Origin of the sequence: Aeromonas dhakensis (genome assembly GCF_000820305.1) — a bacterium.
Lineage (GTDB): Bacteria > Pseudomonadota > Gammaproteobacteria > Enterobacterales > Aeromonadaceae > Aeromonas > Aeromonas dhakensis.
Map to the genome: position 1 here is coordinate 60,754 of NZ_CDBH01000035.1, position 13,692 is coordinate 74,445.

At 58.8% G+C, this 13,692-nt stretch carries 14 protein-coding genes; 6 read left to right on the forward strand and 8 right to left on the reverse strand.

Annotation, left to right across the window (positions count from 1 at the left end; translation table 11 throughout):
• Window positions 1-278 precede the first annotated feature (278 nt).
• From glnA to add, 5 genes are all read left to right on the forward strand, one after another.
• Complete coding sequence (gene glnA / locus BN1143_RS08970) at window positions 279-1,688, forward strand: glutamate--ammonia ligase (RefSeq protein WP_005307807.1); 1,410 nt, start codon at window positions 279-281, stop codon at window positions 1,686-1,688.
• A 91-nt stretch (window positions 1,689-1,779) separates the two neighbouring features.
• Window positions 1,780-2,361, forward strand: a complete 582-nt coding sequence (locus BN1143_RS08975; RefSeq protein ID WP_005307806.1) for a DUF4124 domain-containing protein — start codon at window positions 1,780-1,782, stop codon at window positions 2,359-2,361.
• 80 nt (window positions 2,362-2,441) lie between these two features.
• Window positions 2,442-3,497, forward strand: coding sequence for a nitrogen regulation protein NR(II) (gene glnL, locus BN1143_RS08980; protein WP_005307805.1), 1,056 nt, complete (start codon window positions 2,442-2,444; stop codon window positions 3,495-3,497).
• 9 nt (window positions 3,498-3,506) lie between these two features.
• Entirely contained in the window at window positions 3,507-4,925 is a 1,419-nt protein-coding gene (gene glnG / locus BN1143_RS08985) for a nitrogen regulation protein NR(I) (protein WP_005307804.1), read from the forward strand.
• Window positions 4,926-5,066: 141 nt separating this feature from the next.
• Window positions 5,067-6,068 carry an adenosine deaminase gene (add, locus tag BN1143_RS08990; protein ID WP_042050325.1) on the forward strand — a complete coding sequence of 334 codons (1,002 nt, stop codon included), beginning with the start codon at window positions 5,067-5,069 and terminating at the stop codon, window positions 6,066-6,068.
• A 68-nt stretch (window positions 6,069-6,136) separates the two neighbouring features.
• On the opposite strand, the gene hemN is transcribed toward add, so the two are convergent.
• The 4 genes from hemN to BN1143_RS09010 form a co-directional block, all read right to left on the reverse strand.
• The gene (gene hemN, locus BN1143_RS08995) at window positions 6,137-7,510 is read right to left on the reverse strand and encodes an oxygen-independent coproporphyrinogen III oxidase (RefSeq protein ID WP_042050326.1); all 1,374 of its coding nucleotides are present in this window, start codon (window positions 7,508-7,510) and stop codon (window positions 6,137-6,139) included.
• A gap of 26 nt (window positions 7,511-7,536) precedes the next feature.
• The gene (locus tag BN1143_RS09000; protein ID WP_042050327.1) at window positions 7,537-7,977 is read right to left on the reverse strand and encodes a DUF2489 domain-containing protein; all 441 of its coding nucleotides are present in this window, start codon (window positions 7,975-7,977) and stop codon (window positions 7,537-7,539) included.
• A gap of 11 nt (window positions 7,978-7,988) precedes the next feature.
• Entirely contained in the window at window positions 7,989-8,567 is a 579-nt protein-coding gene (yihI, locus tag BN1143_RS09005) for a Der GTPase-activating protein YihI (RefSeq protein WP_026141129.1), read from the reverse strand.
• Window positions 8,568-9,398: 831 nt separating this feature from the next.
• Entirely contained in the window at window positions 9,399-10,016 is a 618-nt protein-coding gene (locus BN1143_RS09010; RefSeq protein ID WP_005307797.1) for a c-type cytochrome, read from the reverse strand.
• A 142-nt stretch (window positions 10,017-10,158) separates the two neighbouring features.
• Here BN1143_RS09010 and yihA point away from each other — a divergent pair, with 142 nt between their 5' ends.
• The gene (yihA, locus tag BN1143_RS09015; protein ID WP_005307794.1) at window positions 10,159-10,809 is read left to right on the forward strand and encodes a ribosome biogenesis GTP-binding protein YihA/YsxC; all 651 of its coding nucleotides are present in this window, start codon (window positions 10,159-10,161) and stop codon (window positions 10,807-10,809) included.
• 498 nt (window positions 10,810-11,307) lie between these two features.
• Here yihA and spfP read toward each other — a convergent pair whose 3' ends face one another.
• The 4 genes from spfP to hemF form a co-directional block, all read right to left on the reverse strand.
• Complete coding sequence (gene spfP, locus BN1143_RS22950) at window positions 11,308-11,355, reverse strand: small protein SpfP (protein ID WP_462101308.1); 48 nt, start codon at window positions 11,353-11,355, stop codon at window positions 11,308-11,310.
• A gap of 243 nt (window positions 11,356-11,598) precedes the next feature.
• Window positions 11,599-11,859 (reverse strand): DUF1488 family protein, encoded by a 261-nt coding sequence (locus BN1143_RS09020; protein ID WP_042050328.1) that lies wholly within the window; start codon window positions 11,857-11,859, stop codon window positions 11,599-11,601.
• A complete protein-coding gene (aroE, locus tag BN1143_RS09025) occupies window positions 11,856-12,677 on the reverse strand; it encodes a shikimate dehydrogenase (protein WP_042050330.1) in 822 nt (273 codons plus the stop codon). The genes BN1143_RS09020 and aroE overlap by 4 nt, the downstream gene beginning before the upstream one ends.
• 102 nt (window positions 12,678-12,779) lie before the next feature.
• On the reverse strand, window positions 12,780-13,688 hold the full coding sequence (gene hemF, locus BN1143_RS09030) for an oxygen-dependent coproporphyrinogen oxidase (RefSeq protein WP_042050331.1): 909 nt from the start codon (window positions 13,686-13,688) through the stop codon (window positions 12,780-12,782).
• Window positions 13,689-13,692 lie beyond the last annotated feature (4 nt).

A 13,692-nucleotide genomic window follows, 5' to 3' on the forward strand; every position in this document is an offset into this window, starting at 1 on the left:
AGTACATTCGCGCATAACAGGGGATCAGGATCATAGACCTTCTCATCAAAGCCTGCTTAGATAGGGGCCGACCGTATACCACGCACCATTTTAGTGCACCAAAACGATCCAAGGTTGCACTACTTTGAGGCGTAACGCGCTGAGATAGCGAGTCTCGGGGCAGGCCCGTAGTCGCAAATGCCCTGAAATCAAGCTGTCACAAACTTGGCACGATACTGGCTTATGTGAATGTGATGACGCATTCACCCTAAGAGTTTTAACACCGGAGGTTACTTAGCATGTCAGCCCAGAACGTTTTGGCCCTGATCCAGGAACACGAAGTCAAGTTTGTCGACCTGCGCTTTACCGATACCAAGGGTAAAGAGCAGCACGTATCCATCCCAGCCCACCAGGTCGACGAAGATTTCTTCGAAGACGGCAAGATGTTCGACGGCTCCTCCATCGGCGGCTGGAAAGGCATCAACGAATCAGACATGGTGCTGATGCCGGATCCTGCCTCTGCCAAGCTGGACCCGTTCACCGAAGAGACCACCCTGAACATCGTCTGTGACGTGCTGGAACCCGCTACCATGCAGGGTTACGACCGCGATCCGCGCTCCATCGCCAAACGTGCCGAAGACTTCCTGAAAGCCAGCGGTATCGCCGACACCGTGCTGTTCGGGCCGGAGCCGGAATTCTTCATGTTCGACAACATCACCTTCTCGAACACCATGGGTCACAGCTTCGTGAAGATCGAATCCGAAGAAGCCGCCTGGAACTCCGGTACCAACTACGAGCACGGCAACAAAGGCCACCGTCCGTTCGTGAAGGGCGGTTACTTCCCGGTTGCTCCGGTCGACTCCTCTCAGGACATCCGCGCCGCCATGTGTCTGGTGCTGGAAGAGATGGGCCAGGTCGTTGAGGCTCACCACCACGAAGTGGCCACTGCTGGTCAGAACGAGATCGCCACCCGCTTCAACACCCTTACCCTGAAGGCTGACGAAGTACAGGTACTGAAGTACGTGATCCACAATGTGGCCCACGCCTACAACAAGACCGTCACCTTCATGCCGAAACCCATGTTCGGTGACAACGGCTCCGGCATGCACTGCCACCAGTCTCTGGCCAAGAACGGCGTCAACCTGTTCGCCGGCGACCTGTACGGCGGTCTGTCCGAGATGGCGCTGCACTACATCGGCGGCATCATCAAGCATGCCAAGGCCATCAACGCCTTCGCCAACCCGACCACCAACTCCTACAAGCGTCTGGTTCCGGGTTATGAAGCACCGGTCATGCTGGCCTACTCCGCCCGCAACCGCTCTGCCTCCATCCGTATCCCGGTGGTACCGAGCCCGAAAGCGCGCCGCATCGAAGTCCGCTTCCCGGATCCGGCTGCCAACCCGTACCTGGCCTTCGCTGCCCAGTTGATGGCCGGTCTGGACGGCATCATCAACAAGATCCATCCGGGCGATGCCATGGACAAGAACCTGTATGATCTGCCGCCGGAAGAGGCTGCCGAAGTGCCGACCGTGGCCGGCTCTCTGGACGAAGCCCTGGCCGCTCTGGATGCGGATCGCGAGTTCCTGACCCGCGGTGGCGTGTTCAGCGACGACTTCATCAACTCCTACCTGGAGCTGAAGCAGCAGGACGTTGACCGTGTGCGCATGACCCCGCACCCGCTGGAATTTGAACTGTACTACTCCGTTTAATCCGGATCCCAGCTCAGAACTTGACCAAACCCGCCGACAGGCGGGTTTTTTCTCTGATAGGATTAAGCAGAATCCCGTCAAGGAGAGATGGATGAAAACCGCCTACCCAGTATGGATGCTGAGCCTGTTGCTGCTGGCCACCAGTGCAGCCCAGGCCGCCAAGGTATACTCCTGGACCGACAACCAGGGGGTCGTCCACTACACGGATGCACCGCCCCCGGGACAGAAGGCCAAGGAGGTCGATCTGCGCGTTGCCCCCTTCATCGGCACTGCCCCCCGTTCGGTCCAGGTGGACAACTTCAACAGCCTGACCGGTGTCGATGCCAAAAAAGAGAAGGAAGCGGCCAAGCTGGTGATCGAACTGCTCTCCCCGGAACAGGGCAGCACCCTGCGCGACAACACAGGCAACGTGGTGTTCCAGGGCCAGGTCAGGCCTCAGCCGCCCACCCAGTATGACGTGCGCCTCACCCTGGACGGCAAGGCGGCCCCCCTCGTCAACAACGCCCTCGCCATCCGGGTCGAAAACCTGGATCGCGGTGCCCACGAGGCCCAGCTCGAGCTGCTCGCCAAAGACGGTACGATCCTTGCTAAATCCAAGGCAGTCACCTTCTACCTGCACCGGGCCAGCATCAATTCAGCCCCCAAAGCGACCCCGCTCAACAACAAGGGGTGATCCTGTGCCTCGATACGGGTAGACTAAATGCACCACATTGGTGCATAGCTGGTGTATAGCACCGTTTTAGGGAGAAACCAGTGCCAACCCGCCCGGATCAAGCCAGGATACTGCTCGACAACCTGCTGACTGCCGTCATCCTGATGGATGAACGGCTCTGCATCCAGTTCGTCAACCCCGCCGCCGAGCAGCTGCTCTCCCTCAGTCAACGCCGGTTGATCGGCATCGAGCTGCCCCATCTGCTGGAACATATCTCCCTCGATCTACAGCGCCTCAAGCAGTGCCTCAGTTCGGGGCAGGGCTTCACCGACAGCGAAGTCACCCTGGTGGTGGAAGGGGAGCCCAGACTGGTGGAGATGAGCGTCAGCCCGCTGGCCGACCACGAACAGCGGCTGATGGTGGTGGAGCTGCGCAAGATCGACCAGCAGAAGAAGATCAGCCAGGAGTTGCAGCAACATGCCCAGCAGCAGGCGGCCAAGGAGCTGGTACGCGGCCTGGCCCACGAGATCAAGAATCCCCTCGGCGGTCTGCGCGGCGCGGCCCAGCTGCTGCAAAAGGAGCTGCCCGACCCCGCCCTGCGCGAATATACCGGCATCATCATCGAACAGGCCGATCGGCTGCGGGTGCTGGTCGACCGTCTGCTCGGCCCCCAGCGCCCCGGTCGCCACCAGATGCACAACGTGCACTCGGTGCTGGAGCAGGTGCGTCGGCTGGTGGAGCTGGAGCTGCCGCCGACGGTACGCATCGAGCGGGATTACGATCCCAGCATCCCGGAGTTCGAGATGGAGCCGGACCAGCTGCAGCAGGCCTTTCTCAACATGGTGCGCAACGCCGCCGAGGCCATCGGCGAGCAGACCGGCCTCATCCGCATCAAGACCCGCACCGCGTTCCAGATCACCATCCACGGCCAGCGCTACCGGCTGGCGGCCGAGATCAAGATCATCGACAACGGCCCCGGCATCCCGGATGCCATCCGCGACACCCTCTTCTACCCCATGATCACCGGCAAGGAGGGGGGCACCGGGCTCGGCCTCTCCATCGCCCAGAACCTGATCGACCAGCACAAGGGGCGGATCGACTGCATCAGCTGGCCAGGTCACACCGAATTCACCATCTTTCTACCGCTTCGCAAATAAGGGAACGTCATGACAGCAAAAGTGTGGATCGTCGATGACGACAGTTCTATCCGCTGGGTGCTGGAGCGCACCCTGGGCAGTGAAGGTTTCGAATGCGAGAGCTTCGCCGATGGCGAGGCGCTGCTGAGCTCGCTGGAGATGCGCTCGCCGGACGTGATCCTTTCCGACATCCGCATGCCCGGCATCGACGGCCTCAGCTTGCTTGAGCAGATCCATCGCCGCCAGGCCGACCTGCCCATCATCATCATGACCGCACATTCGGATCTCGACAGTGCGGTCAACGCCTACCAACGCGGTGCCTTCGAATACCTGCCCAAGCCGTTCGATATCGACGAGGCGGTCACCCTGGTGCGCCGCGCCGAGAATCATCTCAAGGAGCAGCGAACCAAGCGCAAGGCACGCCAGCAGGATCCGGCCAGCAGCCCGGAGATCATCGGCGAGGCGCCGGCCATGCAGGAGGTGTTCCGCGCCATCGGCCGGCTGTCACGCTCCAGCATCTCGGTGCTGATCAACGGCCAGAGCGGCACCGGCAAGGAGCTGGTCGCCCACGCCCTGCACAAGCACAGCCCGCGCGCCCACAAGAACTTCATCGCCCTCAACATGGCGGCCATCCCGAAAGATCTCATCGAATCGGAACTGTTCGGTCATGAGAAGGGGGCCTTCACCGGTGCCAACAACATCCGCCACGGCCGCTTCGAACAGGCCGACGGCGGCACCCTGTTTCTCGACGAAATCGGCGACATGCCGCTGGATGTGCAGACCCGACTGCTGCGAGTACTGGCCGACGGCCAGTTCTACCGGGTCGGTGGCCATCAGCCGGTGCAGGTGGATGTGCGGATCATCGCCGCCACCCACCAGAACCTGGAGAAGCGGGTGGCCGACGGCGAGTTTCGGGAAGACCTGTTCCACCGCCTCAATGTCATCCGCATCCACATTCCCGCCCTCAAGGAGCGGCGCGAAGACATTCCCCAACTGGCCCGTCACTTTCTGCTGCGGGCAGCCAAGGAGCTGAACGTGGAGGCCAAGAGCCTGCATCCGGATACCCAGGCCTATATCAGCCGCCTGCCCTGGCCCGGCAACGTGCGCCAGCTGGAGAACGTCTGTCGCTGGCTCACCGTGATGGCCTCGGGGCAGGAGGTGCTGGTGAGCGACCTGCCCACCGAGCTGCTGACCCCCATCACCAGCACCGCCGAGCCGGGCCAGCCGGCGCTGTCCGGCGGCTGGCAACAGCAATTGCAGGATTGGGTCGCCGCCAAGCTGGCGCTGGGGGAGACCGACATCCTGGCCGATGCCCTGCCCCAGTTCGAGCGGATCATGCTGGAAACCGCGCTGGATCACACCCATGGCCACAAACAGGAGGCGGCACGGCTGCTCGGTTGGGGACGCAATACCCTCACCCGCAAGCTGAAGGAACTCGACCTCTCCTGAGTCCCGAGGAAAAACGATTCCCATCACGCCTTGGCAAATCGCCGACCAATAAGACCCCGTTTGATTTCAAACGGGGTATCTTTTTTGGAAGCCCCGCCTAGAATGGCAGGCTTTCCAACCCGACTCGAAGAAGGCGCCATCATGATTGACAGATCTCTTCCCCTGACCGACCTGCACCGCCATCTGGACGGCAACATCCGTCCTCAGACCATCCTCGAGCTGGGACGTCAGCACAACATTCAACTGCCCTCCTTCGAGCTGGAGGCGCTGCGCCCCCATGTGCAGATCGTCGAGAATGAGCCGAGCCTGGTCGCCTTCCTCAAGAAGCTGGACTGGGGCGTGGCCGTGCTGGCCGATTACGACGCCTGCCGCCGGGTGGCCTACGAGAACGTGGAAGACTTGCTGCGCGCCGGCATCGACTATGCCGAGCTGCGTTTCAGCCCGGCCTACATGGCGATGGCTCACAAGCAGCACCCGCAGGGCGTGGTCGAAGCCATCATAGATGGCGTGGCGGCCGGTAGCCGCGACTTCGGCATCAAGACCAACCTGATCGGCATCATGAGCCGCACCTTCGGCACCGAGCAGTGCAAGCAAGAGCTGGATGCCTGTCTGGCTCATCGCGACAAGCTGGTTGCCATCGATCTGGCCGGTGACGAACTGGGCTTCCCGGGCGAGCTGTTCACCGAGCACTTCCGCCGGGTGCGCGATGCGGGCATGCGCGTCACCGTGCACGCCGGTGAAGCCGCCGGCCCCGAAAGCATATGGCAGGCCATTCGCGAGCTGGGGGCCGAGCGTATCGGCCACGGCGTCAAGGCGATTCAGGATCCAGCCCTGATGGCCTACCTGGCCGAGCACCGCATCGGCATCGAATCCTGCCTCACCTCCAACATTCAGACCACCACGGTGGCGAGCCTGAGCGAGCACCCGATCCGCCAGTTCCTGGCCGCCGGCGTGCTGGCCTGTCTCAACACCGACGACCCGGCGGTAGAGGGGATCGACCTGCCCCACGAATATGAAGTAGCCGCTCCGGCCGCCGGCATGACGGTGAGCGAGATCCGCACCGCCCAGCAGAATGGCCTGACCCTGGCCTTCCTGAGCGAGAGCGAAAAGGCCGAGCTGAGCGCCCGCGCAGCCCAGCGCTGAGTACAGCCAAGCCCAATAAAAAAACCGCCGAGAGGCGGTTTTTTTATTTTCCAACAGCATAGACCGGCTTAGATCACCCGGGAGAACTGCTGCTGGCGCGCCTTGCTCCGCAGGTAGACATCGAAACACATGCAGATATTGCGGATCAGCAGCTGACCGGTGGAGACCACTTCCAGCCCCTCTTCGGTCATGCGCACCAGACCGTCATCGATGAAGGTCTGCAGCAGCTTGAGATCCTCGGCGAAGTACTCCTTGAACACCAGACCATAGGCCTGCTCGACGGCGGCAAAGTTCAGGGAAAAATCGCAGATGAGGCGCTTGATCACCTCGCGGCGGATCAGGTCGTCCCGGTTGAGGGAGCACCCCTTCCACTGGGCGTGCCCCAGCTTTTCTACCTGGCCATAGTAGGCTTTGAGCTCTTTCTGGTTCTGGGAATAGGCATCGCCGATCATGCTGATGGAGGAGACCCCCAGCCCCAGCAGGTCACAATCCCCCTGGGTGGTATAGCCCTGGAAGTTGCGGTGCAGCTTGCCCTCACGCTGGGCCACCGCCAGCTCGTCGTCCGGCTTGGCGAAGTGATCCATGCCGATGAACTGGTAACCGCGGCCAGTCAGGAAGGCGATGGTGTCCTGCAGCATGGCCAGCTTCTCCTGCGGCGCCGGCATGTCCGCCTCCTTCAGCTTGTGCTGGGCGGCAAAACGGCTCGGCAGGTGGGCATAGTTGAAGATGGAGAGGCGCGCCGGGTCGGTCTTGAGCACCTCTTCCAGGGTGTGGTGGAAGCTCTCACGGTTCTGATGTGGCAGGCCGTAGATGAGATCCAGGTTGGTGGAACGAAAACCCAGTTCGCGGGCTCGCTCCAACATGGCGCGGATGAAGTCGTTGTCCTGCTCGCGGTTGACCGCGACCTGGACCTCCTTGTTGAAATCTTGCACGCCAAGGCTGATGCGGTTGAAGCCGATTTCTCGCAGCACATCCAGCATGGAGAGCTCGATCTCGCGCGGATCCACCTCGATGCTGATCTCTCCCTCTTCGGCGAAATGGAAGTGCTCCCGCAACATGGCCATCAGTCGGCGGGTCTGGGGTTCATCCAGATAGGTGGGCGTGCCGCCGCCCCAGTGCAGCTGGGTCACCAGCCGCTGCTTGAACAGCGGGGCCTGCGCCCTGATCTCCTGTTCGAGGAAATCGAGGTACTGGTCAGCCTTGTGACGGTGACGGGTGATCACCTTGTTGCAGCCGCAGTAGTAGCAGAGCTTGTGACAGAAGGGGATGTGCACGTAAAGCGACAGGTTGCGCGCCGGATACTGGCTCGCGGCCTGGACGAAGTCCGGATAACCGAAGCCCTCGTTGAACTCCAGCGCAGTGGGATAGGAGGTATAACGCGGGCCGCTGTAATTATATTTTTCGATCAGGGCCTGATCCCACACAATCTGTTCTGCTTGCACGCTTGCTTCCTCTTGTTGTTATTGGCTCACCGGCTTAACTGAAAATCCTTCAGTCGGGCCACATCCTTGAGGATCTGCGCCTCCAGCTCGGCCTCATAGCCACTGCGTTCGAGATCCATCTTCATGATTTCATTGCGCTTGAGGGCCTGCCTCGCCTCATGGGTCGGCATCTCTTTCACCTTCTCGTAGAGACCGTACAGACCCGGAAATTCACCGGCAAAGGCACGACCGCCCTTGATCTGCAGTGCATCGAGCAGGTTGGTCAGCCGGATGGCACCTTCGGAGTAGTCGCACTGGCCGTCTCGTACCGCGTGGGCGATGACCCTGACGCTCTCGAGAATACGCTCATTGCGAGCTGCGATGGCCTGCTGCTGGCTGTCGTGCTGGCGCTTGAGACGGGCCAGCAGGGAACCGGCATAGAAGGCCAGCCCCAACAAAATCAGGCCGCCCAACAGGGCGGCCAGCATCCATCCACTCATCACTTTTTCTTCGGCTCAGGCTTGGGCTCCGGCTGATAGTCAACCTGAGTGAAACGATCCCACAGCTCCTCTTCGGAGGCTGGCTGGCTTGGCTCATCAAAGTCGGCATCATCAAAGTCCATGTCGTCTTCGTCGTCATCGTTGTCGATGATGCCAAGCTCGTCCATCAGCTCCTGATAGCGATCGACCCGCTGATCGACCCAGGCCTGCTCGGTCGCTTCCAGGGTTTCACCGGCATCCAGACGATCCAGCAGGTCATTGAGGCGATCATCATTCTCGATGGAGGCCAGCTCCTGCTCGGGGGTCATCACCAGCTTCTTCTCTTTGGCGGGTTTAGGCGCCACCGGCTTGCCACCCTTCTCTTCCACGATCAGGGCAACCGGCTTGCGGGAACCGATACGCGGGTCCTTGGCCTGCTTGGTACCGCCTTTCTTGCCGCTCTGCTCGACTTGCTGGCGGGATCCGGCCTTCAAGCCCTTGCGCTTGGCGGCGCGCTTGCGCTCACGGCCTTCCTGGGCACTGGCCTCTGATTCTTTGCGCTTACCGGCGGGCTTGCGATTGGGTTGTTTAGCCGACATGAATGACTGACTCCGACAAATAACTGGATTGAAACCCGTTCCCGGCCTGATGTGGGCCGGGGAGGATGCTGATACCGGGAGTGATGGACGAGAAACAAAAAAGTGGGATCCCGCACCCATCCGGCCATGAATGACCGCCAAATACCGCAGGATCGGCATCCTCTGGGCATGTTGCTGGTATTTTGACACAGAATGACCGGGCGGGTTAATGACCCAAAAGAAAAAAGGCAGCCGAAGCTGCCTTGATATGTTTATGCGAGTCCCATCCCTGGCTGCAAATCACCCTGTCCGTGGTGATACGTCTGCGCATCATATCTTTGTGTGTGGTCGTCCTGACCTTAATTGGTCGATCCTGAATGTGCGTGTGCTTGCCTGACCCATGCCGACGACATCCGGTCATCTTCTGGGGTGGTTGCGTCCCGCAGCCCCGCTCTTCCTGAACGGTCACCATCCTGGTTTTTCAATCCTTTGCCTGCCACTTGCATGGCTCCGTGGCGTCCTGCCGCCTCGACATCCTGTCTTTCACGTCATCCCTGTCGTGAACTGCCCTGCGGGCCACTCCATGCATCCACTGTATCAACTTAATAAAGTGGCTCAATCCACCAGGAACGTTTTCAAACGGAAATAATCCATCTATTGTCATTTAACATATTGAAATTAATGAATTACTAAGCATTATTCCCGAATTTTTTAAGCCCTGGCCAGGCTCATGAATGGGAGATCTCTTACAACAATGCGAGAAAAAATTGGCCAAATGGTGTTAAAGGCCAAAAAGAAACGAGGAGCCACTGGCTCCTCGTCAATATCAACGGGCTGGATAAACGACCGCAATCAGTGCAGACCCGCCACATATTTGGACAGCACTTCGATATCCTGATCGGTCAGCTTCTTGGCCACGTCCCGCATCATGCCGTTCGGATCATTGTCACGAGCGGCAGCCCTGAAGGCGGTGAGCTGGGCCTTGATGTAGGCAGGGTGCTGGCCGGAGAGGCTTGGATACTTGGCCTGCTCGACCCCGGAACCACGAGGACCATGACAGGCGGTACAGGCAGCCAGACCGCGGCTCATGTCGCCCCCCATGTAGAGCGCCTTGCCTGCCGCCACAGCATCATCGGGCACGGCGATCGGCGTCACCTTCTGGCTGGAGAAGTAGGCAGCCAGGTCCTCCATGTCCTGCTCGGACAGGGGAAGCGCCATCGGCCCCATGATGGGAGCAACCCGACCAGTTTGGCCGGAAGCTGCAGCCTTCAGTTCAACTAACTGCTTTTTGATATATGATGCGTGCTGACCAGCAATCTTGGGATACATGTCGACAAGGCTGTTTCCGTCCGGTCCGTGACAGGCCGCGCAAACGGCAGCCTTGGTTTGTCCCGCAGCGGCATCGCCCTTGGCTTGTGCCATCCCCGTTACGCCAACCATCAGAGCAAGAGTAATGACTAGGTTCTTCATGGCGTTCCAACTTCTCGTTATTAGGCTTCCAGATCCCATGCCGCTGAAGGCATGTTAAAATAAACGCGTTTAAGCGACGCCATTTTACACGATTTCACAAAAAAGTAACTCTATAACCCTCTATCTCTATGGGGAATTTACGTTGGATACACAAACTCTGAATTTCAATAAGGTGCATTTTGTGACCAGCGCACCCGACATCCGTCACCTGCCAAATGATGGGGGTGTCGAGATTGCGTTTGCCGGCCGTTCCAACGCCGGTAAGTCATCTGCATTGAATACCTTGACCAAGCACAAGAACCTGGCGCGTACCAGTAAGACCCCGGGTCGCACCCAGTTGATCAACCTGTTCGAGCTGGAGCCGGGCAAGCGTCTGGTCGACCTGCCGGGTTACGGTTATGCGCAAGTTCCGCTGGAAATGAAGCTTAAGTGGCAAAAGTCCCTGGCTGAATATCTGCAGCGTCGCGAGTCCTTGAAAGGGCTGGTGATCCTGATGGACATCCGTCACCCGCTCAAAGATACCGACATGAACATGCTGGAGTGGAGCGCCCACCGCGCACTGCCTGTCATGCTGCTGCTGACCAAGGCCGACAAGCTGAGCCCGGGCCCGCGCAACAATCAGGTCATCAAGGTACGCCAGGCCGTGGCGGCATTGGGCCCGCATATCCAGGTGGAAGCCTTCTCCTCGCTGAACAACATCGGGGTGGAAAAGCTGGCCCAGACGCTGACCGGCTGGTATCAGGCTGGCGCCGATGAGGTGATTGACGACGAACAAGAGTCGATCGAGGAATAGCCCCCTCTTGTTGACGCAGCAAGTAACCATGCAATTGGCGGAGCGACTCCTCCGCTGATTGAAAGGCTTTCAGCCTGTGAGCCCCCTTCTCTGCCCTCCATCCACGCTTGGCTTACCTCCCTCCAAAAATCTGAATAACCATATTAATCAATGGGATAAATGATTAATTTTATATAAAAATTAACTTTTCATCCCATTGGCAACGTTTTCAAATTCATGCAGAGAAAAAGCGGCGATATCGCTTAATAAGTACCAAAATGAAATTTAATTACATTTTCTGTGGCGGAGGGATAAAAATGAGGCCGGTGCTGCAGATGCAGTACCGGCCTTAAACAATCAGTTCAAAAATTGGGAAGAAGCTAAATCTTGAGAACAAAGACGACTGGTTTTTCCTCAAGAAGCCCTTTCATTCTAACAAATATTCACCAACATTAAAGCATTTACTCTAAACACAACCCATAAAAAAACGCCCCGATGATGACTCACCGGGGCTGCTATTCAGCCACATTCAATTACGTGAAATAAAAGGTCTGAAAGATAGAACATCTTACCTCTGTACCCTACGTTGCTAACTGTATAGCAAAGCAGCAGAAAGTGAAAGTAATTTATGTAATTTAGTTTCACGAAAAATGAATTACATAAATTTTCTTATTTTTCATATAGATAAAAAAATCCCCAGTACGAATACCGGGGCGTTATAAAGGTGACTAGCTAGCACTTCCTCAACTATCTAGTTAGTCCACGTCTCTTGGTACAAGTTCCGCTGCTTTGAGAAAAAACTCGTAAAAATCACAGATAGATTGCACCATCTTCGGCAAACTCTTGTTCTTCAATTAGTTTTTCAGCCATCTCTTCGATGTCAAAACGCACGCTTTCGAAGGCCCGCAGTATGTCCTCCTCCCTGGTTAGGGAGAGACCGGTCATTTTTTCCAGTCGCCGGCGGCTGATGTAGCAGTCGACCAGTGCACCCATCTGCTGGGCGGGAAAATGGATGCGCTGTTCATGCGGTTGCCAGTCCGCCAGCTCGGGAAACAGGATGCCTTGATTCATAGGGTCCCCAGATTGCGTTGCAGTTCTCTCAATACCTGTTTAGTCCCTGGCCGGATTCCGCGCCACACGGTAAACGCTTCGGCAGCCTGCTCCACCAGCATACCCAGCCCGTCCATGGTCTGGCGGGCACCATGTTGTCTGGCCCAGCCAATGAAAGGGGTATCCGTCGCACCATACATCATGTCGTAGATGGCGATGCCGGCATGGATCAGGGCAGGCTCCAGCGGCGGGAGCTCTCCCTGCAGACTGGCGGAGGTGGAGTTGATGATCAGATCGAAAGGACCAGCCAGCTGTGGGTAAGTCTGGGCACTGACGGATCCCAGATCAGCAAACTCGGCCGCCAGCTGCTCGGCCCGGGCGTAGGTCCGGTTGGCGATCACCACTTCGGCCGGCTGTACGGCCAGCAAGGGCGCCAGCGCACCGCGCGCCGCACCACCCGCTCCTAGCAACAGGATCCTGCTGCCGGCCAAATTCATCCCGTGGGACTTGAGGTCAGCCACCAGCCCGGCCCCATCGGTATTGTCCCCCAGCAATACGCCGTCATCGGTCAACTTGATGGTATTGACCGCCCCCGCCCGTTTGGCCCTGGGGCTCAGCCGGTCGACCAGGGAAAATGCCTGCTCCTTGAAGGGGACTGTAACGTTGCACCCTTTGCCGCCCTGGGCAAAGAAGGCACGCAATGCGGTGGCGAACTCCTCGACTGCCGGCTCGGCCAGACCATATTCCAGCTCTTGCTGGGTCTGCCGGGCAAAGAGGGTATGAATGAAGGGGGATTTGCTGTGGCGCACCGGGTGGCCAAAAACCAGATAACGATCCATCAAGGCGTTCCTTTAGAGGGCAATCTCCCGATTTAACGGTTTTTCCCCCGCAGGAACAAGTCGAATATCGGTAACAAGAAGGGGCCGCGATGGCCCCTTGCTTCACAGCCACTCACGCGGCTTGAGATAGTCGGTGTAGAGCAGCGCCTCCGGGCTGCCAGCCGCCGGTTGCCAGTCATACTCCCAGCGGGCCAGTGGCGGCATCGACATCAGGATCGACTCGGTGCGCCCCCCCGTCTGCAGACCGAACAGGGTACCGCGGTCGTACACCAGATTGAACTCCACGTAGCGGCCGCGGCGATATAGCTGGAACTCCCGCTCCCGCTCGCCATAGGCATCTCCTTTGCGTCGCTCGACAATCGGCAGATAGGCGGCGAGGTAGCCTTCACCCACCGCTCGCATGAAGGCAAAGCTGTCGGCAAACGGCCAGCGATTGAGATCGTCGAAGAAGAGACCGCCGACACCCCGTGTCTCGCCTCTATGCTTGAGGAAGAAGTAGCGATCGCACCAGGCTTTGAACTCGGGATAGATGTCGTCGCCAAACGGCTGGCAGAGATCGTGGGAGACCTGATGCCAGTGCTGAACGTCTTCTTCGAACGGATAGAACGGCGTCAGATCGAAGCCCCCTCCGAACCACCAGATGGGCGCCTCCCCCTCTTTTTCGGCGATGAAGAAACGTACGTTGGCATGGCTGGTCGGCACGTAGGGGTTGTGCGGATGGATCACCAGCGACACCCCCATGGCCTCGAACCTGCGGCCGGCTAGCTCGGGGCGATGGGCCGTGGCGGAAGCAGGCATGGCATCGCCATAAACATGGGAGAAGTTGACCCCCCCCTGTTCGATCACCGCACCATGGCGCAGCACCCGGGTACGGCCACCGCCGCCCCCCTCACGCTGCCAGGCATCCTCCACAAAGTGCCCGGCACCGTCAGCCTGCTCCAGTCCACGGCAGATGTCGTCCTGCAACTGCAGCAGGAAGGCCTTGACCTGGGCTACATCCGGTTTGCTCATCTTG